The following is a 19,786-nucleotide window of genomic DNA, read 5'->3' on the forward strand; positions in this document are numbered from 1 at the left end:
TCGTACAGGGGGTAAAGGGTCGTACACCTGTGAAAGCGCGCACCACAAGGCGCGTTCGCCTGGGATTGGCGGAGGTGTGAACCGTACGAAACACACCCTTAACGCGCGCTCAGTGTTCCGCTCCCGCGCCGTTCGTGCCCAGCCATCCGGCCAGCTTGCCGCCCTGGGCGACCGCGCGCAGCCGGCGTTCCGCGGCGTCGCGGACGGGGTCGATGGTGACCACGAGCAGTTCGTCCCCGTGCCGCAACACGGTCGTCGGCATCGGTACGAACGACTTCCCGTCGCGCACGACCAGGGTGACCCCGGCGCCGGCCGGCAGGCGCAGCTCACCCACCTCGACGCCGTGCATCCGTGAACCCTCGGGGATCTCGAAGGACAGCAGATGCCCGCGCAGCCGCTCCAGGGGCGCCGATTCGATGCCGAGGTCGGCCGCCTCCGTGCCGTCGCCGAGCTTCAGCGTGCGCGCGAGCCAGGGCAGCGTCGGCCCCTGGACCAGGGTGAAGACGACGACCAGGACGAAGACGATGTTGAAGACGTGGCGGCTGCCGTCGACGCCCTTCACCATGGGGATCGTCGCCAGGATGATGGGCACGGCGCCGCGCAGTCCGGCCCAGGACATCAGGGCCTGTTCCCGCCACGGCACCCGGAACGGCGCGAGGCTGAGCACCACGCTCAGCGGTCGCGCGACCAGGGTCAGCACCAGGCCGATCACCATGGCCGGCAGGAAGTCGTCGCCCAGGTCGTGCGGCGTGACCAGCAGGCCGAGCAGGACGAACATGCCGATCTGGGCGATCCAGCCGAGCCCTTCGGCGAAGCCGCGCGTGGCGGGCCAGTGCGGCAGCTTGGCGTTGCCGAGCACCATCGAGGCCAGGTAGACCGCGAGGAAGCCGCTGCCGTGCACCAGGGCGCCGGCCGCGTAGGCGGTGACCGCGATCGCCATCACGGCGATCGGGTAGAGGCCGGAGGCCGGCAGCGCCACGTGCCGCAGACCCCAGGCGCCGAGCCAGCCCACCGCGAGCCCAATGGCCGCGCCGATGGCCAACTCCAGGAGTATTTCGCCCAGCAGCACGTACCAGTGCTCGACGGGTCCCACGGCGGAGAAGGCGATGACCAGGATGACCACCGGGGCGTCGTTGAAGCCGGACTCCGCCTCCAGCATGCCCGTCACGCGCGCGGGGAGAGGAATTCTGCGCAGCACCGAGAAGACCGCCGCCGCGTCCGTCGAGGACACCACCGCCCCGATGATGAGGGCCTGCCGCCACTCCAGCCCGACCAGGAAGTGCGCGGCCGACGCCGTCACCCCGACGCTCACCGCGACGCCGAACAGGGCCAGCGTGGAGGCGGCGGTCAGCGAGGGCTTGATCTCTTTCCACTTCGTGCCCAGACCGCCCTCGGCCAGGATCACGACCAGGGCCGCGTACCCGATGACCTGGGTCAGCTCGGTATCGCTGAAGTGGATCTTCGCGATGCCGTCCTGGCCCATGAGGATGCCGATCCCCAGGTAGACGAGCAGGCTGGGGAGCCCGCTGCGCGAGGAGATCCGGACCGCCGCCACGGCGACGAGCAGGACGAGGGAGCAGACGAGCAGGAGCTGGTTGAGGTGGTCGACAGTCAGCAGCGCATCCCTTCACCGGCTCGCGCGCGAGGGGCGCGACGCTCACGTACACACGATCGAGGCTGCGGCACTCCGCACCCAACTACTTCATTACCTTACCTAACTCTTGACGTTTTCTTGACGCTGGGGGAGGCAAGATCGAACGTCCGTCCGCGCTGGTTCCCGACTCCGGGTCAAGTGCCGCAGGGCCCTGCGCCTATGGTTGCTCCAGCGCTCATTCAAAGTCACAGCCCGACCTGCCGCTCGCGTTAGGACAGCAAGGACAGCGATGCCCCCCAACACCACCGCCTCAGCGGCTGCCCGGCCCGGCAAGTCCGGCAGGAAGAAGGGGCGCAGAGCCCGACTGATCGTGCTGGTGCTCGTGCTGGCCCTGGTCGGCGGTGTCGCCTACGGGGCGTACTGGTCGATCAGCACCGTGCGTGCGTCGTTCCCACAGACCAAGGGAACGATCACACTCGACGGCCTGTCCGGACCGGTCGACGTGAAGCGGGACGGTTACGGCATCCCGCAGATCTACGCCTCCTCCGACGAGGACCTGTTCATGGCGCAGGGCTTCGTCCAGGCGCAGGACCGGTTCTACGAGATGGACGTGCGTCGCCACATGACGTCCGGCCGGCTGTCCGAGATGTTCGGCAAGGGCCAGGTCAAGAACGACGAGTTCCTGCGCACCCTGGGCTGGCACCGGGTGGCCGAGGAGGAGTACGACAGCAAGCTGTCGGACTCCACGAAGAAGTACCTCCAGGCCTACGCCAAGGGTGTCAACGCCTACCTGGACGGCAAGGACGGCAAGGACATCTCCCTGGAGTACGCCGCCCTCGGGTTCACCAACGACTACAAGCCCGAGAAGTGGACTCCGGTCGACTCCGTCGCCTGGCTCAAGGCGATGGCCTGGGACCTGCGCGGCAACATGCAGGACGAGATCGACCGCGCCCTGATGACCAGCCGCCTCGGCCCGCAGCAGATCAAGGACCTCTACCCGGAGTACCCCTTCAGCCGCAACAAGGCGATCGTCCAGGAAGGCCAGTACGACCAGCTGACCCAGGCGTTCCAGCAGAGCGGCGGCACGAGCGGTACCCAGGGCACGACGGGCACCCAGGGCACGACGGGTGCGAGCGGGACGACGGGCACAGGCGGCACGACGGGTACGAGCGGATCCACGGGCACGGTCGGCGCCTCGGGCACCTCCACGGCCGGTTCGGGCCTCACGGGCCAGCTGTCGGGCCTCTACAGCGTCCTGGACGACCTCCCCACGGCCGTCGGCGTGAACGGCCAGGGCATCGGCTCCAACTCCTGGGTCGTGTCCGGGCAGTACACGATCACCGGCAAGCCGCTGCTCGCCAACGACCCGCACCTGTCGGCCTCGCTGCCGTCGGTCTGGTACCAGATGGGCCTGCACTGCCGGAGCGTCTCCGCCAAGTGCCAGTACGACGTCACCGGTTACACCTTCGCGGGCATGCCCGGCGTGATCATCGGCCACAACGGCGACATCGCCTGGGGCTTGACCAACTCCGGCGTCGACGTCAGCGATCTCTACCTGGAGAAGCTGACCGGCAGCGGCTACCTGTACGACGGCAAGGTCAAGCCCTTCACCACCCGCGAGGAGACCATCAAGGTCGCCGGCGGCACGTCCAAGAAGATCGTCGTCCGCGAGACCGACAACGGGCCGCTGCTGTCCGACCGCGACGACGAACTCGTCAAGGTCGGCAAGAAGGCCACCGTCAACACCGCCGCCCCCGACCGCGGCGACGGCTACGGCATCGCCCTGCAGTGGACCGCCCTGAAGGCGGGCACCTCCATGGACGCCGTCTTCGCCCTGGACCGGGCCGCGGACTGGGAGGACTTCCGGGCTGCCGCCGCCCTGTTCGACGTGCCCTCGCAGAACCTGATCTACGCCGACACCGAGAACCACATCGGCTACACGCTGCCCGGGAAGATCCCCACGCGCGCGGAGGGTGTCGACGGCTCCGTCCCGGCGCCGGGCTGGGACTCCAAGTACGCGTGGACCGGCTACATCAAGCAGGACGAACTGCCCTACGAGTACAACCCCGCGCGCGGCTACATCGTCACCGCCAACCAGGCCGTCGTCGACCAGGACAAGTACCCGTACACGCTCACCGCCGACTGGGGCTACGGCACCCGCAGCCAGCGGATCACGGACCTGATCGAGTCCAAGATCAAGGGCGGCGGCAAGATCTCGACCGACGACATGCGCCAGATGCAGCTCGACAACAGCAGCGAGATCGCCAAGCTGCTGGTGCCCAAGCTGCTGAAGATCCACCTGGACGACAAGGATGTCCGTGAGGCGCAGCAACTGCTGGAGGGCTGGGACTACACCCAGGACGCCGATTCCGCGGCGGCGGCCTACTTCAACGCGGTCTGGCGCAACATCGTCAAGCTCGCCTTCGGCAACAAGCTGCCCAAGGAGCTGCGCGTCAAGGGCCAGTGCCTGTGGGTCGACAAGATCGACAGCACCGGTCCGGTGGACGACGACACCAAGGTGCGCGAGTGCGGCGAGCGCGACGCCGACCAGGCCCAGCCGGACGGCGGCGACCGCTGGTTCGAGGTGGTGCGCACCCTCATGGACAAGCCGGACAGCGACTGGTGGACGACGCCGGCCTCCAGGACGGGCAACCGGCCCGAGGCCGGCAACCGCGACGAGCTGTTCGCCCGCGCCATGATCGACGCGCGCTGGGAGCTGACCTCCAAGCTCGGCAAGGACCTCGACACCTGGAGCTGGGGCCGGCTGCACCGGCTGTTCCTGAAGAACCAGACCCTGGGCACCGAGGGCCCCGGCGTCCTCCAGTACATCCTCAACCGCGGCCCCTGGAAGCTCAGCGGCGGCGAGGCGACGGTCAACGCGACCGGCTGGAACGCCGCCGGCGGCTACGGGGTGGTGTGGGTGCCGTCCATGCGGATGGTGGTCAACCTCGACGACCTCGACAAGTCGAAGTGGATCAACCTCACGGGCGCCTCGGGCCACGCCTACAGCGCCCACTACACCGACCAGACCGACAAGTGGGCCAACGGCGAGCTGCTGTCCTGGTCGTTCTCCGGCAAGGCGGTCGACAAGAACACGAGCGACACCCTGGTGCTCAAGCCGTGATCTGCTGACGTCTGCTGACGGCACGGTGAAAGGGCCTTCCACGCGCGCGTGGAAGGCCCTTCGTCGTCTGTCCGGGCGGTCCGCTGTCAGGTGCGTGTGAATCGGCGCACGCCCGAGGGTGTCACGGCGGTGTGTCCGGGGCGGTTGTGCGCTGTGCCGGGAGGCGCTCGACGTGCTCTTCCCGGGCGGTCGCCGTCAGGTGTGCGTGAATCGGCGCACGCCCGAGGGCGTCACGACGGCGTGCTCCGGCCGGTCGTGCGGCTGTGTGGGGAGACGCTCGACGTCGTCTGTCCGGCCGGTCCGCTGTCAGGCGCGTGTGAATCGGCGCACGCCCGAGGGTGTCACGGCGGCGTGTACCGGGCGGTCGTGCGGGTGTGCCGGGAGGTGCTCGACGATCTCCGTGTCGTAGAGGAGCACCACCAGGGCCGGGTGCGCGTCCGCGCGCTCCAGGCGGGCCAGCACACGGTCGTACGAGCCCCCGCCGCGGCCCAGGCGCATGCCGTGCGCGTCCACCGCGAGGCCGGGCAGCAGCACGACGTCGGCGGTCGTCACGGCGTCCGGGCCCAGCCGGTCCCCCGCGGGCTCGAACAGCGCCATCCGTCCGCCGTGCCGGACCAGCGTGAGGGAGCCCTCCCCGGCGTACGCGCCCCAGTCCAGGTCCTGGTCCGGCAGCAGCGCGGGCAGCAGGACGCGTACGCCCCGCGCGTGCAGCGCGGCCAGCAGCGCCAGGGTGCCGGGCTCGGTCTCGACGGAGACGTACGCCGCCACCGTGCGCGCCCCGGCCAGCTCGGGCAGCTCCAGCGCGCGCTCGGCCAGCGCGGCTCCGGCCTCCCTGACGTCATCCGCCGTCAACCTGTTCCTCACCGTGAGGAGCTCTCGCCGCAACGTGCGCTTGTCAGGCTCGGCCGTACGTCCCTCGTGTTCCACGGATCGTTCTCGCATCCTTCTCAATGTGCTCATATGAGAGCGAATTAACCGGAGCCACGGATTCCTTACAAAGGCACCGGATAAGGTTGCGCGCATGACTCAGTCGCACCCCAGGATCAGCAAGGCTGTCATCCCCGCAGCAGGCCTCGGTACCCGGTTCCTGCCGGCCACCAAGGCCACTCCCAAGGAGATGCTGCCGGTCGTGGACAAGCCGGCGATCCAGTACGTGGTCGAGGAGGCCGTGTCGGCGGGGCTCGACGATGTCCTCATGATCACGGGGCGCAACAAGCGTCCCCTGGAGGACCACTTCGACCGCAACTACGAGCTGGAGTCCGCCCTGCAGAAGAAGGGCGACGCCGAACGGCTCGCCAAGGTCCAGGAGTCCAGCGACCTCGCGACCATGCACTACGTGCGCCAGGGCGACCCGAAGGGGCTCGGTCACGCCGTGCTGTGCGCGGCTCCGCACGTCGGCCACGAGCCCTTCGCCGTGCTGCTCGGCGACGACCTGATCGACCCGCGCGACCCCCTGCTCCAGCGCATGATCGAGGTCCAGGAGCGGCACGGCGGCAGCGTGATCGCCCTCATGGAGGTCGCGCCCGAGCAGATCCACCTCTACGGGTGCGCGGCCGTCGAGACCACCGCGGACGGCGACGTCGTCAGGGTCACCGGCCTGGTCGAGAAGCCGGACGCGGCGGACGCGCCGTCGCACTACGCGGTCATCGGCCGCTACGTCCTCGACCCGCACGTCTTCGGCATACTCCGGCAGACCGAGCCGGGCCGCGGCGGCGAGATCCAGCTGACCGACGCCCTCCAGCAGCTCGCCCAGGACGAGAAGGTCGGCGGCCCCGTGCACGGCGTCGTCTTCAAGGGCCGCCGCTACGACACCGGCGACCGTGGCGACTACCTGCGTGCCATTGTCAGACTCGCATGCGAACGTGAAGACCTGGGCCCGGACTTCCGGACCTGGCTTCGCAGTTACGTAGCCGAGGAGATGTAGCGATTTGACCAGCGCCGCGCCCCGCCCCGCCGACCCGGACCACCTGTGGTCGGTGGACGAGCACCTGGAGGACATCCTCACCACCGTCCACCCCCTGGAGCCCATCGAGCTGCAACTCCTGGACGCCCAGGGCTGTGTTCTCGTCGAGGACGTCACGGTGCCGGTCGCGCTGCCGCCGTTCGACAACAGTTCCATGGACGGGTACGCGGTGCGGGTCACGGACGTCGCGGGCGCGAGCGAGGAGTTCCCCGCCGTCCTGGAGGTCGTCGGGGACATCGCGGCCGGCACGGCCGATCCGGTCCGGGTCGGCCCCGGCCAGGCCGCCCGCATCATGACCGGCGCCCCGCTGCCGCCCGGCGCGGAGGCCGTCGTACCCGTGGAGTGGACCGACGGGGGCCTCGGCGAGGGCCCGGTGACCGGGATGCACGCCCGCAGCCTGGCCCCGGAGGGCGCCGCGGGGCACGTGCGCGTGCACCGCTCCGTCGAGCCCCGCGCGCATGTGCGCGCGAGGGGCAGCGACGTGCGGGCCGGTGACCGCGCCCTGGAGGCCGGCACGGTCCTCGGCCCGTCGCAGATCGGTCTGCTGGCCGCCATCGGCCGCGGCACGGTACGCGTCCGCCCGCGCCCGCGCGTGGTCGTCATGTCCACCGGCAGTGAACTCGTCCAGCCCGACGAACCGCTCGGCGGCGGCCAGATCTACGACTCCAACAGCTTCGCCCTCACCGCTGCCGCCCGCGACGCCGGGGCCATCGCCTACCGGGTGGGCGCCGTCGCCGACGACGCCGTGACACTGCGCTCCACGATCGAGGACCAGCTGATCCGCGCCGATCTGCTGGTCACCACGGGCGGCGTCAGCGTCGGGGCGTACGACGTCGTCAAGGAGGCGCTGTCGGACGTGGGCGACGCGGACGAGGCGGGCGGCGGCGTCGAGTTCCGCAAGCTGGCCATGCAGCCCGGCAAGCCCCAGGGCTTCGGCTCCGTCGGCCCCGAGCACACGCCGCTGCTGGCCCTGCCCGGCAACCCCGTGTCGTCGTACGTCTCCTTCGAGCTGTTCGTCCGCCCCGCCATCCGCGCCCTGATGGGGCTGGCCGACGTGCACCGGCCGCGGATCCGGGCGACCCTCACGGCGGACGCGCCGCTGAGCTCCCCCAAGGGCCGCAGACAGTTCCTCCGGGGCACCTACGCCGACGGCGAGGTGACGCCGGTGGGCGGCGCCGGATCCCATCTGATCGCAGCCCTGGCGCACGCCGACGCGCTGATCGTCGTCCCCGAGGACGTGGAGTCCGTCGAACCCGGAACCGAGGTCGAGACGGTCCTGCTCCGCTGAGCGGGCCCGGCACCGCGCGGCCGGGCGGCCCGGCACCCCGGTCCTGCTCCGGTGCGCACCCCGAGTTGGCGGTACCGTATCGCGCACGACACACCCGTGCGCCGCACCGCGACGGGCACCGACCGGGAGCGCCACACAGCATGAGTACGCAGGACCGACTGACGCACCTCGACGACGCGGGCGCGGCCCGCATGGTCGACGTATCCGGGAAGGACGTGACCGCGCGCACCGCCCGCGCCAGCGGCCGCGTCCTCGTCACGCCCCGGGTGATCGAGCTGCTGCGCGGTGAGGGAGTCCCCAAGGGCGACGCCCTGGCCACCGCGCGCATCGCGGGCATCATGGGCGCCAAACGCACCCCTGACCTGATCCCGCTGTGCCACCCGTTGTCGGTGTCCGGTGTGAAACTGGACCTGTCGGTCGCGGACGACGCCGTCGAGATCGTGGCCACCGTGAAGACGACGGACCGCACGGGCGTCGAGATGGAGGCCCTCACCGCGGTGTCGGTGGCCGCCCTCACCGTGATCGACATGGTCAAGGCGGTCGACAAGGGAGCGGTCATCACGGACGTACGCGTGGAGGAGAAGACGGGCGGCAAGTCCGGCGACTGGAGCCGGACGTGACCGCCGGGGCCTATCGCGCGCTGGTCGTCACGGCCTCCAACCGTGCCGCCGCCGGTGTCTACGAGGACAAGGGCGGCCCGCTGGTCGCCGACGGGCTGAAGCGGCTCGGCTTCGCCGTCGAGGGCCCGCAGGTGGTCCCCGACGGGGACCCGGTGGCCGCCGCCCTGCGCGCCGCGGTCGACGCGGGCTACGACGTCGTCGTCACCACCGGAGGCACCGGCATCTCGCCCACCGACCGCACTCCTGAGGCCACCCGCGAGGTCATCGACCACGAGGTGCCGGGCATCGCGGAGGCCGTGCGGGCGTTCGGCCGTCAGAAGGTGCCGACCGCGGCGCTCTCCCGGGGGCTGGCCGGAGTGGCGGGCCGGACACTGATCGTCAATCTGCCCGGGTCCAGCGGCGGGGTGAAGGACGGCCTGGCCGTCCTGGAGCCGCTGCTCGGCCACGCCGTCGACCAGCTCCGCGGCGGCGACCACCCCCGGCCGGACGCGGCGCCCCCGCCGGCCGGCCACGACCGTTCCGGACACCTCGGGGGTGCCAGCTGAACAGCCCATCCTGGCCCGTGGTGCTGTCGGACGGCGATGTCGTCCTCCGGCCGATAAGGCTGCGCGACCAGCGCACCTGGCGCGAGGTGAACCGGCGCAACCGGGACTGGCTGCGCCCCTGGGAGGCGACCATTCCGCCGCCCACGCCCAGCGGGCCGATCACCCACCGGCCGACCTACCGCCAGATGGTCCGGCATCTGCGGTCCGAGGCGAACGCGGGCCGGATGCTGCCCTTCGTCATCGAGTACCAGGGGCGGCTGGTGGGGCAGTTGACCGTCGCCGGGATCACCTGGGGATCCATGTGCTCGGGACACATCGGTTACTGGGTGGACGAGGCGGTGGCCGGCCGCGGTGTGATGCCGACGGCCGTGGCGCTCGTGACGGACCACTGTTTCCGCACCGTCGGTCTGCACCGCATCGAGGTCTGCATTCGCCCCGAGAACCGGCCCAGCCGCCGGGTCGTGGAGAAACTGGGATTCCGTGAGGAGGGGCTGCGGCCGCGTTATCTGCACATCGACGGGGCCTGGCGCGACCATCTCGTCTTCGCGCTCACCGCGGAGGAGGTGCCCGAAGGGCTGCTCGCGCGCTGGCAGCGGGCACGCTCCCGGCAGACGACGGACAACGGGAGCGCGCCGAGCGGCCGGAGCGCCCCCTGGAATCCGCAGAACACTCCGGGGAATCCCGCGTAGCCCCGGAAATTGAATGTATGTTCGAAATTGATCGGCGGATGACCGACTCGGGGCATTGAATTCGCGGCAACGGCGGTCTGTTGATCGCATCGGTCGCAAAAAAAGCTGGAAATATCAGCTGGATCGCGCGACACACCGGCCCAATTGGCAGATGGCCTCACGCAAACCCCTCTACCGTGTGAGGCGTGAGCAGCAGCGGCCTCATCTACGCAGTCATTGTCGGGGCCTGGGCCGCCTACTTGGTGCCGATGTGGCTCCGTAGGCAGGACGAGCTGAACGAGGCCCGTCCGACGGAACGCTTCAGTACCGCCATCCGGCTGCTGTCCGGACGGGCGGGGATGGAGCGCCGATACGCCAAGGACCTGCGGTCGCGCTCCGCCCGCGAGGGGGAGCCCGACACCGACGCACCCGGCGCCGCCACCGACTCGGTGGACGTCCGGGCCTTCGCCATGCCTCCGTCGCGCCGCCCGGCGCGCGCGGAGGCCGAACCGGAGGTGTCCGCCCCCGTGGCCAGGACCCCGGCCGCCCCCGCGGCCAACTCCCCTTCCGCACAGGCGGTCAGGTCCCCGGCCGTACCGGCGGCCAAGTCCCCGGCCGCGTCCGCGCAGCAGGGCGTCCCGGCCGCGCGGCGCGCCCCCTCGGCGCAGGCCGCCGCGGCGCGCGCCCGGCGCTCGAAGGTGCTTGCGCGCCGTCGGCGCACCACGGTGCTGCTCTTCCTCGCCTTCACGCTCGGCGCGATCGTCGCCGCCGTCGGGGGGCTCGCCTTCCTGTGGGCGCCCGGCGTGCCCGCCGTCCTGCTCAGCGTGTACATCGCGTATCTGCGCACCCAGGAACGCCGCCGGTTCGCCTACCACATGGACCGGCGCCGGGCCGAGGTCGCGGCGCAGCGGCTCAGGGAGCGCCAGCCGCGCCGGCGCGCGCCCCTGGACCCGGGCGCCGCCGCCGACGAACCGGACGAGGGACCAGAACCGGAGACCGACCCCGGGCTCTCCGCGCTCGCCGCCGACCGACGTGCCCTCGTCGAGCAGACCGACCACGCCGAATGGGTCGACCAGCAGCGTGAGCGGCAGCGGCGCCCCGGGCACGGTGACAGCTGGGACCCGGTGCCGGTGCCGCTGCCCACGTATGTGACCGCGCCGGTCGCGCCCCGGGCCACGTCCGACGTGGACCTGGCGGCGCCCGACGCGTGGAGCTCCGCGCGCTCCAGCTCCTTGGTCCCCGAGCCCGAGCAGGAGACGGAGCGGGCCGCGCCCGACGCGGCGGCCGAGGAGCCGGCGCCCGCCGCGGAGGACAAGCCGGCGGCGGACGGGCGCAGTGACGCGCGCCGGGCCGCCTCCGCCCGCCGCGCACGCGAGCGCGGGCGCACCCCGCTGTTCGACCAGTACGAGGACGGCGACCGGCCGCGCGCGGCCAACGAGTGACGGCGGGCGCGCGGCGGTCCCGGAAACCCGGCCCCTGACCAGTCCGGGAACGGATTTCCAAGCACCCCGACGGGGATGCTAAAGTTTCACTCGTTGCAAGGGCCTGTGGCGCAGTCCGGTAGCGCACCTCGTTCGCATCGAGGGGGCCAGGGGTTCGAATCCCCTCAGGTCCACGCACGACCGTCCTTGAGTTCGCTCAGGAGCGGTTGACGAGATCCCGCCGATCATCAAGATCGGTCGGGATCTTTGTCGTTCCTGGGGCTTGTTCGAGCCTGCTCGGGGTGATGGCTGGCAGAGGTCCTCGGCGGGGGCTGGGTCGGCGGGCTGGCACAGGCTTCTGCGGATGCGGCGATGCATCCAGGGGACGGCGGCTCGGCTCAAGTTCAGAGCTGACCGTGAACGCCGCAGTCCGCAATGTTCCAACCGCTCAACGCTCCCTCGCAAAACCGTTCGTGAAGGTTCTGCGCTTCCTGGACGCGCTGAACTGGCCTCTGGGGTGCGGTTGTTGTCCCGACCGGGCCTCGGCATGATGGATGCCGCATGCCGTGAATCGACGCTGACCATCCATTGCCCCTCCGCGATGGGGCCCAGCCGGGGTCCATGTCGCGATATAGCGTTAGTCTTCTGTTCGCGCCGCTGCCTGCGCCGCGCGGAGACGTTCGACAGGACCAGGACGGAAGCATGTCGGGAGACGTTTCGCCCACCGGAAAGCGCCCCGGCCCCGGCTCGGCGCCCGAGCTGCGGGCCTCTCACGCGGACCGGGACCGGGTGGTGGATGTGCTGCGTATCGCGGCGGGGGACGGCCTGCTGACCGCGGACGAGTTGGACGAGCGCCTGGAAGCCGCCCTGTCGGCGCGGACTCTGAGCGAACTGGCCTTGCTCACCGCCGACCTGCCGGCCGTGTCGATCGCCGCGGACGGTATCGCGGCAGAGGCCGCAGAGGTCAAGGACCTCGTCCGGATCGAGCAGGTGTTCAGCGGTGCGGTCGAGCGGACGGGCCGTTGGGTGCTGCCGCGGCGGCTGGAGCTCGCGGTGACCTGGTGCGACGTGACGCTCGACTTCACCGAGGCCGTGATCACGCAGGACACCCTGCGGATCGACGTGGCCATGGCGGGGAAGAGCCTGACGCTGGTCACGAGGCCGGGCGTCGAAGTCGATGTCGACGGTCTGACCCTGGTCCACTGCAAGCTCCGACACCGCCGCTCCCGGACGCCCCCGGACGTACAGACCACTCTGCGAGTGGAGTTGGTCGGTCAGAAGGCACACGGCAGGGTGGTGGTCCGGCCCCCGCGTCGGACGTTCTGGCACTGGCTGCTGCGCAGGCCCGCGTCCCCTTCTGCAGGCTGACTCCATCGTCGTGGACCGTCGCACGCATGCACCGCCGCCCCCACATGTGCTTGAACGCCAGGGCCACCGAGCCCAACGCCTTCGTCCACGCGTACGGACTGCGCGTCCCGTGCCTGGCGATCCAGCCTCACCGAAACCAATGGCTCAGCGGCGGTCCGTGGCTCGCGGGTGCCCGGTCCCTGCGAAGGTGATCCAGCAGGTCTCGTGGGCGGTGTCCAGGAGGTACCAGATGCGGCCGCTGCCGGTCACCTCGATCTGCCATTGCTCGCAGGTCTGTCCGCGGTGGGTCCCATGCGCCAGGCTGCCCTTGAGGCGGTGGTGTCGGGGCGTCTCGCCGGCCGGTCTGGGGGAGGTGCGCATGGTGATCCATGCGCGGTAGGTGTTCTCGCGGGCCTGCTGGGCGAGGCTCTCCCAGCCCTTGGCCGAGGCCGCGTCGGCGAAGCGGACCTCCCAGTGGCCGTCGGGTGCCGGGGGTGCGGCGCGGTCGCCGCGGCCCGCGGTCATGTGACGTTCCGAGGGTCTGGTACCGGGCCGTAGTCCTCGCCGTGGTCCTGGGTCAGTGCGGCCAGCAGTTCAGGGTCGGAGTAGACCTCGGCGGTGTGTTGCCAGGCGATGAGCAACTGGGCGACGGAGGCGCTGTTGCCGACTGAGTCGGCGGCCCGCATGGTGTCGACCAGTTCGACGGCGAAGGCGTGGAGATCGGGCTCGGGCAGGAAATGAACCCACGGGAATGCCTCCGGCAGTATGTCGAGGAGCAGTTCCATGCTGCCGGGCTCCCGGCGCGCCATCGCCGCCAGCATCCGGGTGGCCGCCGACACCACCGTCTGGTCCTGCTCGGCCCGCGCTGCGGTGGTGAGGACCAGATCCTCGCCGTCCCTGCGGTGCAGGAGCAGTCTCGGCGATTCCTGGAGCCGGGCCAGCGTCTGTTTGTTCTTGTTCACCAGCTCGGAGAAGTTCACGGCGGCGCTTTCGGGACCCATGACTTTGAAACTACTTCGAAAGCTATCCCGGCGCCATCACCCAGAAGAGGGGAAGAGCAGTGGACCTGCCACGCATGCAGCGGGCTTCCTCGGGGTGGCGCTTTGCCGTGGTCGTGTCCGGAGTCTGAGGGGCGTCGTCGGCGACGGTGGGGTTCCCACGCTGCCGCGTACTCCGTCATGTACGCGGCTGGGGCTGTAGCCCACAGCGATCCACTGCCGGGGATCGATCGCTCCCCACGCAGCATGGAGCCCCAGTCGGAGTGGCCGGCTGGGGCTTCGGCTGTCTACAGGGGCTTCGCGTAGCAGAGGCTTGAGTCGTGGTGGCGGTAGTAGCCGAACTTGGCGCACGGCTCATAGCCGCTGGAGACGTACAGGGCGATGGCCTCCGGCTGCTTGGTGCCTGTCTCCAGGACCATGCGGCTGCGGCCGGCCGCGCGTGCGTCGTCCTCCAGGGTGGTCAGCAGGCGGCGGGCCAGGCCGCGACCGCGCATCTCCTCGATCACGAACATGCGCTTGAGTTCGGCGTCGCCGTCCTCGTTACCCTCGCCGTTCTCGTCCTGGCTGCGCCAGCCGCCGGTGGCCACGGGCCGGTCGTTCTCGTCGTAGGCGATCAGGTACACGCCCCTCGGCGGGGTGAAGTCCGACGCGTCCAGGGCCGTGGCGTCGCCGCCGTCGCCGTAGCGCAGGTGGTACTCGGCCTGGACCTCGTCATTGAGCTTGAGGGCGTCGGGATGGTCGAAGGGGACGGGGTGTATATTCATACTGGGCATCGTACTTCTATGCGGGCGGCGGAACGGGATCTCGTCCAGTGTGCCGGTATCGTGCCCTGGTGCTGACTGTGACCTCTGTGAATGTGAACGGACTGCGGGCCGCCGCGAAGAAGGGCTTCGTGGAGTGGCTCGCCGAGACCTCGGCGGACGTGCTCTGTCTGCAGGAGGTGCGCGCCGAGCCGCAGCAGCTGCCCGAGGGGGTGCGGCAGCCGGACGGCTGGCATGTCGTGCACGCCCCGGCCGCCGCCAAGGGGCGCGCGGGCGTCTCCCTGTACACCCGGCGCGAACCCGACCGCGTCCAGGTCGGGTTCGGCTCGGCCGAGTTCGACGCGAGCGGACGGTACGTCGAGGCCGACCTGCCCGGGGTCACCGTCGCCTCCCTCTACCTCCCCTCAGGGGAGGTGGGCACCGAACGGCAGGACGAGAAGGTCCGCTTCATGGACGAGTTCCTCGCCCACCTGAAGCAACTGCGCGTCCGGGCCGCCGCCGACGGCCGTGAGGTCGTCGTCTGCGGCGACTGGAACATCGCCCACCAGAACGCCGACCTCAAGAACTGGCGCGGCAACACCAAGAACTCCGGCTTCCTGCCGGAGGAACGCGAGTGGCTCACCCGGGTGTTCGCGGCCGAGGACGGCGGCTACGTCGACGTCGTCCGCGCCCTGCACCCGGACACCGAGGGGCCGTACTCCTGGTGGTCGTACCGGGGGCGCGCCTTTGACAACGATTCAGGATGGCGCATCGACTACCACGTCGCGACGCCGGGGCTCGGGGGCAAGGCCGTCAAGGGCTGCGTGGAGCGGGCGGCCACGCACGCTGAGCGCTGGTCGGACCATGCGCCGGTGACGGTCGTCTACGACCTCTAGCGCGGCCGCGCCCCCGTCAGCCCCGTTTGTGCAGGCGTCTGTCCAGGGCCAGGGAGAATTCTGCTTCCAGGATGCTGCGGGCCAGGGGGCGCAGGCGGTCGATGTCGTCCTCGGGGGCGTGGCGCAGGACCAGTTCGGCGAACATGTCGGCCAGCGCGTCGGCGTGTTCGCGTACCCGCCCGGCCGCGGTCAGCACGTCCGCGAGCGGGATGCCCTCGCGGACCAGCGCGGACGACACGTCCAGCAGGCGGCGGCTGATGTGCACGATCTCGTCGCCGTCGGTGCCCAGGTAGCCCAGTTCGAGGGCGGCGGCCAGGTTCTCCGGGGTGACCTCGCCCTCGAAGCGGGCGGCGAGTTCCTCGGGGGTGAGGCGGACCGGCTCCTCCTCGCTGGGGCCCTCGACGCCGAGCAGGTCGGCGACGTCCCGGCCGTGGTCGAAGGCTTCCGCCAGTTCGGCGATGCCGCTCAGGGTGTGGCCGCGCTCCAGCAGTGCCGAGACGGTGCGCAGCCGGGCCAGGTGGTGGTCGTCGTACCAGGCGATACGGCCCTCGCGGCGGGGCGGCGGGAGCAGCTTGCGTTCGCGGTAGAAGCGCAGGGTGCGCACCGTGATGCCGGCCAGCCGGGCCAGTTCCTCCATGCGGTACTCGCGGGGGCCGGCGTGCAGGTCGCCGCCGTTCCCGTCGCCTCGTCCACCGTCTGCTGTCACCTGTGCAGCCTATGGCGTACCGTCGGTAACTTTCCTTCTCCCGCCCCCTATCCAGCAGTACGCGGCTGCCCTACCCTCCCATTGCGCCAGTGTTCACTGGCGTAATTCAGTGCGATGCCTGGAGGCTGCGGGATGGCCGAGCACAAGCATGTACGGGTGGCGGTGATCGGGTCCGGATTCGGCGGGCTGGGCGCGGCCGTGCGGCTGCGCCGTGAGGGGATCACCGACTTCGTCGTCCTGGAACGGGCGGACAGCGTCGGCGGCACGTGGCGGGACAACGACTACCCCGGGTGCGCCTGCGACGTACCGTCCCACCTGTACTCCTTCTCCTTCGCGCCCAACCCCGAGTGGCCGCGCGCCTTCTCCGGGCAGGGGCACATCCGGGCCTACCTGGAGCACGTCACCGACACCTTCCGGCTCCGCCCGCACCTGCGCCTCGACTCCGAGGTGAAGAGGATGACCTGGGACGCGCAGCGGCTGCGCTGGCAGATCGAGACCAGCAGCGGCCCGCTCTCCGCCGACGTCGTCGTCTCCGCCACCGGGCCGCTGTCCGACCCCAGGATCCCGGAGATCCCGGGCCTCGACTCCTTCCCGGGCCGGGTCTTCCACTCGGCGCGCTGGGACCACGGCTACGACCTGCGCGGCCGGCGCGTCGCCGTGGTCGGCACGGGCGCCTCCGCCATCCAGATCGTGCCGTCCGTCCAGCCGCTCGTCTCCCGGCTCACCCTCTTCCAGCGCACCCCGGCATGGGTGATGCCGCGCGCCGACCGGGCCATCAGCGGCGCCGAGCGCCGGCTGCACCGGCGGTTCCCGTTCACCGTCCAGGCCCGGCGCGGACTGCTGTGGAGCATCCGGGAGTTGCAGGTGCAGGCCTTCACCAGGCACCCGGGCGAACTCGGCCCGGTCGAGTGGCTCGCCAGGCGCAACATCGCGCGCGCCGTCAAGGACCCCGTGCTGCGCGCCAAGCTCACGCCCGACTACCGGATCGGCTGCAAGCGGATCCTGCTGTCCAGTTCCTACTATCCGGCCCTCGCCCGGCCGAATGTCGACGTGGTGGCCAGTGGGCTGAGCGAGGTCAGGGGTTCGACGGTGGTCGCCGCCGACGGCAGCGAGGCCGAGGTCGACGCGATCGTCTTCGGCACCGGCTTCCACGTCACCGACATGCCGATCGCCGAACGGGTCGTCGGGGCGGCGGGCCAGACCCTCGCGGAGTCCTGGAAGGACGGCATGCAGGCGCTGCGCGGGGCCTCCGTGCCCGGCTTCCCCAACTGGATGACGATCATCGGGCCCAACACCGGCCTGGGGAACTCCTCCATGGTCCTGATCATCGAGTCCCAGCTGAACTACCTGGCCGACTTCCTGCGGCAGCTCGACGTACTCGGCGGCCGGGCCGCCCTCGACGCCCGCCCCGGCGCGGTGCGCGGCTGGAACGAGCGGGTCCAGGAGCGGCTGAAGCGCACGGTGTGGAACACCGGCGGCTGCACCAGTTGGTACCTGGACGCGAGCGGCCGCAACACCACTGTCTGGCCCGGTACGACCACGGAGTTCCGGCGGGCCACCCGGCGGGTGGACCTCGCCGAGTACCAGGTGCTGCGGGTACCCGCCCGCGTGAACGCCCCGGCGGAGGTGGCGGCGTGAGCCGGCTGACGCAGCTGACCGCGGGCCCCTACGCGCCGCCCGTACCCGCCCGGGAACTGACGGTCGTCTCCGCCGACGGCGCGCGGCTGCACGCCGAGGTGCACGGCCCCGGTGACGCGCCGTCGGTCGTCCTCGCGCACGGCTGGACCTGCTCGACCGCGTTCTGGGCGGCGCAGATCCGGGACCTGGCGGTGGACCACCGGGTCATCGCGTACGACCAGCGGGGCCACGGGCGCAGCCCGGCGCACCCCGTGTGCTCGACCCGGGCGCTGGCGGACGACCTGGAGGCGGTGCTCGCCCACACGCTCGCGCCCGGCGAACGGGCCGTCGTCGCGGGGCACTCCATGGGCGGCATGACCGTGCTGGCGGCGTCCGCACGGCCCCGCTTCCGTGCGCACGCCGCCGCCGTACTGCTGTGCAGCACGGGCAGTTCGCGGCTGGTCGCCGAGGCGCGCGTGGTACCGATGCGCGCCGGGCGCGGGCGTACCTGGCTGACGGCGCGCATCCTGGGCTCGCGCGCCCCGCTGGGTCCGGTCACGCCGATGGCCCGGCGGATCCTCAAGTACGCCACGATGGGCGCCGGTTCCGCCCCGCACATGGTGGAGGCGTGCGCGCGGATCGTGCACGCCTGCCCGCGCGGCGCCCGGCACGCCTGGTCGCGGGTGCTGGAGCGGCTCGATCTCGACGACGGGGTACGGGAGTTGGCGGTGCCGACGGCGGTGGTCGCGGGGAGCGCCGACCGGCTCACCCCGCCGGTGCACGCGCGGGCCATCGCCGCCGCGCTGCCGCTCTGCGTCGGCCTGACCGAACTGCCCGGCCTCGGGCACATGACCCCGGTGGAGGCCCCCGACCTGGTCAGCGGGCGGATCCGGGAGCTCGTCACGACGTACGTCGGGCGGACGAAGGACACGACGGACACGACGGACACGACGAACACGAAGGACACGACGGACGCCGAGGGCACGACAGGCGCCGTGGACACGGTGGGCGCCGAGAGCGGCGTGGACGGCGTGGACGGCGCGGACGCGCACGCCAAGGAGGGCGCATGAGCAGGGTCGGTCTCGAAGGGCAGGTCGCCGTCGTCACCGGAGCGGCGCGCGGCGTCGGCGAGTTGCTCGCCCGCAGACTGTCCGCGCGCGGCGCGCAGGTGGCGCTGGTCGGGCTGGAGGCCGACGCGCTCAAGGAGGCCGCCGGGCGGCTGCACGGCGCCGGCGGCCACTGGTACGCCGACGTCACCGACCACGCGGCGATGACCCGCGTCGCCGGCGAGGTCAAGGACCGCTTCGGCAAGGTCGACATCGTCGTCGCCAACGCGGGCGTCGCCACCGGCGGCCCCTTCGCCGACTCCGATCCGGACGCCTGGCGGCGGGTGATCGAGGTCAATCTGATCGGCTCGGCGGTGACGGCCCGCGCGTTCCTGCCGGTGCTCACCGAGAGCCGCGGCTATCTGCTGCAGATCGCCTCGCTCGCCGCGCTCACCCCGGCGCCGATGATGACGGCGTACTGCGCGTCCAAGTCCGGCGTGGAGGCGTACGCGCACAGCCTGCGCGCCGAGGTCGGCGTCCAGGGTGTGCGGGTCGGGGTGGCGTATCTGTCCTGGACCGACACGGACATGGTGCGCGGCGCCGACCAGGACGACGTCATGCGGGAGTTGCGGCAGCGGCTGCCGTGGCCGGCCAACAGGACCTATCCGCTGGGGCCCGCGGTGGACCGGATCGTGGCGGGGATCGAACGCCGGTCGAGCCAGGTGTACGGGCAGTGGTGGCTGCGCGGGATGCAGGGCGTGCGCGGCTGGCTGCCGGGGCTGATCGGAACGGTGGGGCAGCGCGAGATGCGGCGGTTCGCACCCCGGCTCCAGGGGATGCGCACGGGGCTCGTCGGCGCGGGCGGCCGGGCCGACGAACAGGCGCGCGCTACGCACGGTGACTGATCGACATGCGGTCCGTGTCCGGCCGTGTGAATCTGGTCGGGGCCCACTGAGGGCCCCAACACCCCTCACCCTCACGGGAGTGAACCCACATGGGTATCAAGGACCAGTTCCAGGACAAGGCGAAGAACATGCGGGACCAGGCCGAGCAGAACGCGCGTGAGAAGAGCGGCCAGCGCGGGCAGCAGCAGTCCGGCAAGTCGCAGGCCGGCAAGTCGCAGGCCGAGCGTGGCCGCCAGAACACGCGGGACGGGCAAGACCCCGAGCGTGAGATGCGCGACCGCATGGACCAGGACTACGACGCCTGACGC

Annotated in this window: 19 protein-coding genes and 1 tRNA gene; 14 read left to right on the plus strand and 6 right to left on the minus strand. The window is 71.2% G+C overall.

Annotated elements, in window-relative coordinates:
• Positions 1 to 109: 109 nt before the first annotated feature.
• Positions 110 to 1,618, minus strand: a complete 1,509-nt coding sequence (locus CTZ28_RS17600; RefSeq protein ID WP_121890374.1) for a potassium/proton antiporter — start codon at positions 1,616 to 1,618, stop codon at positions 110 to 112.
• 265 nt (positions 1,619 to 1,883) lie between these two features.
• On the opposite strand from CTZ28_RS17600, the gene CTZ28_RS17605 reads away from it, so the two are divergent.
• Positions 1,884 to 4,718, plus strand: coding sequence for a penicillin acylase family protein (locus CTZ28_RS17605; RefSeq protein ID WP_121890375.1), 2,835 nt, complete (start codon positions 1,884 to 1,886; stop codon positions 4,716 to 4,718).
• A gap of 306 nt (positions 4,719 to 5,024) precedes the next feature.
• Here the strand turns inward: CTZ28_RS17605 and CTZ28_RS17615 are convergent, their stop codons facing one another.
• Positions 5,025 to 5,570, minus strand: coding sequence for a 5-formyltetrahydrofolate cyclo-ligase (locus CTZ28_RS17615; RefSeq protein ID WP_398656147.1), 546 nt, complete (start codon positions 5,568 to 5,570; stop codon positions 5,025 to 5,027).
• Between the two features lie 169 nt (positions 5,571 to 5,739).
• On the opposite strand from CTZ28_RS17615, the gene galU reads away from it, so the two are divergent.
• From galU to CTZ28_RS17655, 8 genes are all read left to right on the plus strand, one after another.
• The gene (gene galU, locus CTZ28_RS17620; protein WP_121890377.1) at positions 5,740 to 6,642 is read left to right on the plus strand and encodes a UTP--glucose-1-phosphate uridylyltransferase GalU; all 903 of its coding nucleotides are present in this window, start codon (positions 5,740 to 5,742) and stop codon (positions 6,640 to 6,642) included.
• A gap of 4 nt (positions 6,643 to 6,646) precedes the next feature.
• Positions 6,647 to 7,969 carry a molybdotransferase-like divisome protein Glp gene (gene glp / locus CTZ28_RS17625; RefSeq protein WP_121890378.1) on the plus strand — a complete coding sequence of 441 codons (1,323 nt, stop codon included), beginning with the start codon at positions 6,647 to 6,649 and terminating at the stop codon, positions 7,967 to 7,969.
• Positions 7,970 to 8,109: 140 nt separating this feature from the next.
• The gene (gene moaC / locus CTZ28_RS17630; protein ID WP_121890379.1) at positions 8,110 to 8,589 is read left to right on the plus strand and encodes a cyclic pyranopterin monophosphate synthase MoaC; all 480 of its coding nucleotides are present in this window, start codon (positions 8,110 to 8,112) and stop codon (positions 8,587 to 8,589) included.
• Positions 8,586 to 9,134: a MogA/MoaB family molybdenum cofactor biosynthesis protein gene (locus tag CTZ28_RS17635; protein WP_121890380.1), complete on the plus strand. Its 549-nt coding sequence runs from the start codon at positions 8,586 to 8,588 to the stop codon at positions 9,132 to 9,134. Before moaC ends, CTZ28_RS17635 begins: the two co-directional genes overlap by 4 nt.
• 20 nt (positions 9,135 to 9,154) lie before the next feature.
• A complete protein-coding gene (locus tag CTZ28_RS17640) occupies positions 9,155 to 9,823 on the plus strand; it encodes a GNAT family N-acetyltransferase (protein ID WP_121890585.1) in 669 nt (222 codons plus the stop codon).
• Between the two features lie 185 nt (positions 9,824 to 10,008).
• Positions 10,009 to 11,244: a divisome protein SepX/GlpR gene (gene sepX, locus CTZ28_RS17645; protein WP_121890381.1), complete on the plus strand. Its 1,236-nt coding sequence runs from the start codon at positions 10,009 to 10,011 to the stop codon at positions 11,242 to 11,244.
• 99 nt (positions 11,245 to 11,343) lie between these two features.
• Positions 11,344 to 11,417, plus strand: a tRNA-Ala gene (locus CTZ28_RS17650).
• Between the two features lie 508 nt (positions 11,418 to 11,925).
• Complete coding sequence (locus tag CTZ28_RS17655) at positions 11,926 to 12,591, plus strand: DUF1707 SHOCT-like domain-containing protein (protein WP_121890382.1); 666 nt, start codon at positions 11,926 to 11,928, stop codon at positions 12,589 to 12,591.
• Positions 12,592 to 12,735: 144 nt separating this feature from the next.
• Here CTZ28_RS17655 and CTZ28_RS17660 read toward each other — a convergent pair whose 3' ends face one another.
• The 3 genes from CTZ28_RS17660 to CTZ28_RS17670 all read right to left on the minus strand — a co-directional run bounded on the left by CTZ28_RS17660 (position 12,736) and on the right by CTZ28_RS17670 (position 14,332).
• Positions 12,736 to 13,095: a hypothetical protein gene (locus CTZ28_RS17660; protein WP_121890383.1), complete on the minus strand. Its 360-nt coding sequence runs from the start codon at positions 13,093 to 13,095 to the stop codon at positions 12,736 to 12,738.
• Positions 13,092 to 13,571, minus strand: coding sequence for a hypothetical protein (locus CTZ28_RS17665; protein ID WP_121890384.1), 480 nt, complete (start codon positions 13,569 to 13,571; stop codon positions 13,092 to 13,094). Before CTZ28_RS17665 ends, CTZ28_RS17660 begins: the two co-directional genes overlap by 4 nt.
• A 284-nt stretch (positions 13,572 to 13,855) precedes the next feature.
• Positions 13,856 to 14,332: a GNAT family N-acetyltransferase gene (locus CTZ28_RS17670; RefSeq protein WP_121890385.1), complete on the minus strand. Its 477-nt coding sequence runs from the start codon at positions 14,330 to 14,332 to the stop codon at positions 13,856 to 13,858.
• A gap of 68 nt (positions 14,333 to 14,400) precedes the next feature.
• On the opposite strand from CTZ28_RS17670, the gene CTZ28_RS17675 reads away from it, so the two are divergent.
• Positions 14,401 to 15,204: an exodeoxyribonuclease III gene (locus tag CTZ28_RS17675; protein WP_183154446.1), complete on the plus strand. Its 804-nt coding sequence runs from the start codon at positions 14,401 to 14,403 to the stop codon at positions 15,202 to 15,204.
• Between the two features lie 16 nt (positions 15,205 to 15,220).
• On the opposite strand, the gene CTZ28_RS17680 is transcribed toward CTZ28_RS17675, so the two are convergent.
• The gene (locus tag CTZ28_RS17680) at positions 15,221 to 15,841 is read right to left on the minus strand and encodes a MerR family transcriptional regulator (RefSeq protein WP_121890587.1); all 621 of its coding nucleotides are present in this window, start codon (positions 15,839 to 15,841) and stop codon (positions 15,221 to 15,223) included.
• 201 nt (positions 15,842 to 16,042) lie between these two features.
• Between CTZ28_RS17680 and CTZ28_RS17685 the strand changes: the two genes are divergently transcribed.
• The 4 genes from CTZ28_RS17685 (at position 16,043) to CTZ28_RS17700 (ending at position 19,783) form a co-directional block, all read left to right on the plus strand.
• Positions 16,043 to 17,548, plus strand: a complete 1,506-nt coding sequence (locus tag CTZ28_RS17685; protein WP_121890387.1) for a flavin-containing monooxygenase — start codon at positions 16,043 to 16,045, stop codon at positions 17,546 to 17,548.
• The gene (locus CTZ28_RS17690) at positions 17,545 to 18,597 is read left to right on the plus strand and encodes an alpha/beta fold hydrolase (RefSeq protein ID WP_121890388.1); all 1,053 of its coding nucleotides are present in this window, start codon (positions 17,545 to 17,547) and stop codon (positions 18,595 to 18,597) included. Before CTZ28_RS17685 ends, CTZ28_RS17690 begins: the two co-directional genes overlap by 4 nt.
• Entirely contained in the window at positions 18,594 to 19,478 is an 885-nt protein-coding gene (locus CTZ28_RS17695; protein ID WP_121890389.1) for an SDR family oxidoreductase, read from the plus strand. The genes CTZ28_RS17690 and CTZ28_RS17695 overlap by 4 nt, the downstream gene beginning before the upstream one ends.
• 89 nt (positions 19,479 to 19,567) lie before the next feature.
• Complete coding sequence (locus CTZ28_RS17700) at positions 19,568 to 19,783, plus strand: hypothetical protein (protein WP_121890390.1); 216 nt, start codon at positions 19,568 to 19,570, stop codon at positions 19,781 to 19,783.
• Positions 19,784 to 19,786 lie beyond the last annotated feature (3 nt).

Origin of the sequence: Streptomyces shenzhenensis (assembly GCF_003688995.1) — a bacterium.
GTDB lineage: Bacteria > Actinomycetota > Actinomycetes > Streptomycetales > Streptomycetaceae > Streptomyces > Streptomyces shenzhenensis_A.

What these genes read in the sequence shown, in the direction of transcription:
- CTZ28_RS17605 (WP_121890375.1), top strand. Translation starts at nt 1,884, where the DNA reads ATGCCCCCCAACACCACCGCCTCAGCGGCTGCCCGGCCCGGCAAGTCC.
- galU (WP_121890377.1), top strand. Translation starts at nt 5,740, where the DNA reads ATGACTCAGTCGCACCCCAGGATCAGCAAGGCTGTCATCCCCGCAGCA.
- moaC (WP_121890379.1), top strand. Translation starts at nt 8,110, where the DNA reads ATGAGTACGCAGGACCGACTGACGCACCTCGACGACGCGGGCGCGGCC.
- CTZ28_RS17655 (WP_121890382.1), top strand. Translation starts at nt 11,926, where the DNA reads ATGTCGGGAGACGTTTCGCCCACCGGAAAGCGCCCCGGCCCCGGCTCG.
- CTZ28_RS17660 (WP_121890383.1), bottom strand. Translation starts at nt 13,095, where the DNA reads ATGACCGCGGGCCGCGGCGACCGCGCCGCACCCCCGGCACCCGACGGC.
- CTZ28_RS17665 (WP_121890384.1), bottom strand. Translation starts at nt 13,571, where the DNA reads ATGGGTCCCGAAAGCGCCGCCGTGAACTTCTCCGAGCTGGTGAACAAG.
- CTZ28_RS17670 (WP_121890385.1), bottom strand. Translation starts at nt 14,332, where the DNA reads ATGAATATACACCCCGTCCCCTTCGACCATCCCGACGCCCTCAAGCTC.
- CTZ28_RS17680 (WP_121890587.1), bottom strand. Translation starts at nt 15,841, where the DNA reads ATGGAGGAACTGGCCCGGCTGGCCGGCATCACGGTGCGCACCCTGCGC.
- CTZ28_RS17685 (WP_121890387.1), top strand. Translation starts at nt 16,043, where the DNA reads ATGGCCGAGCACAAGCATGTACGGGTGGCGGTGATCGGGTCCGGATTC.
- CTZ28_RS17695 (WP_121890389.1), top strand. Translation starts at nt 18,594, where the DNA reads ATGAGCAGGGTCGGTCTCGAAGGGCAGGTCGCCGTCGTCACCGGAGCG.
- CTZ28_RS17700 (WP_121890390.1), top strand. Translation starts at nt 19,568, where the DNA reads ATGGGTATCAAGGACCAGTTCCAGGACAAGGCGAAGAACATGCGGGAC.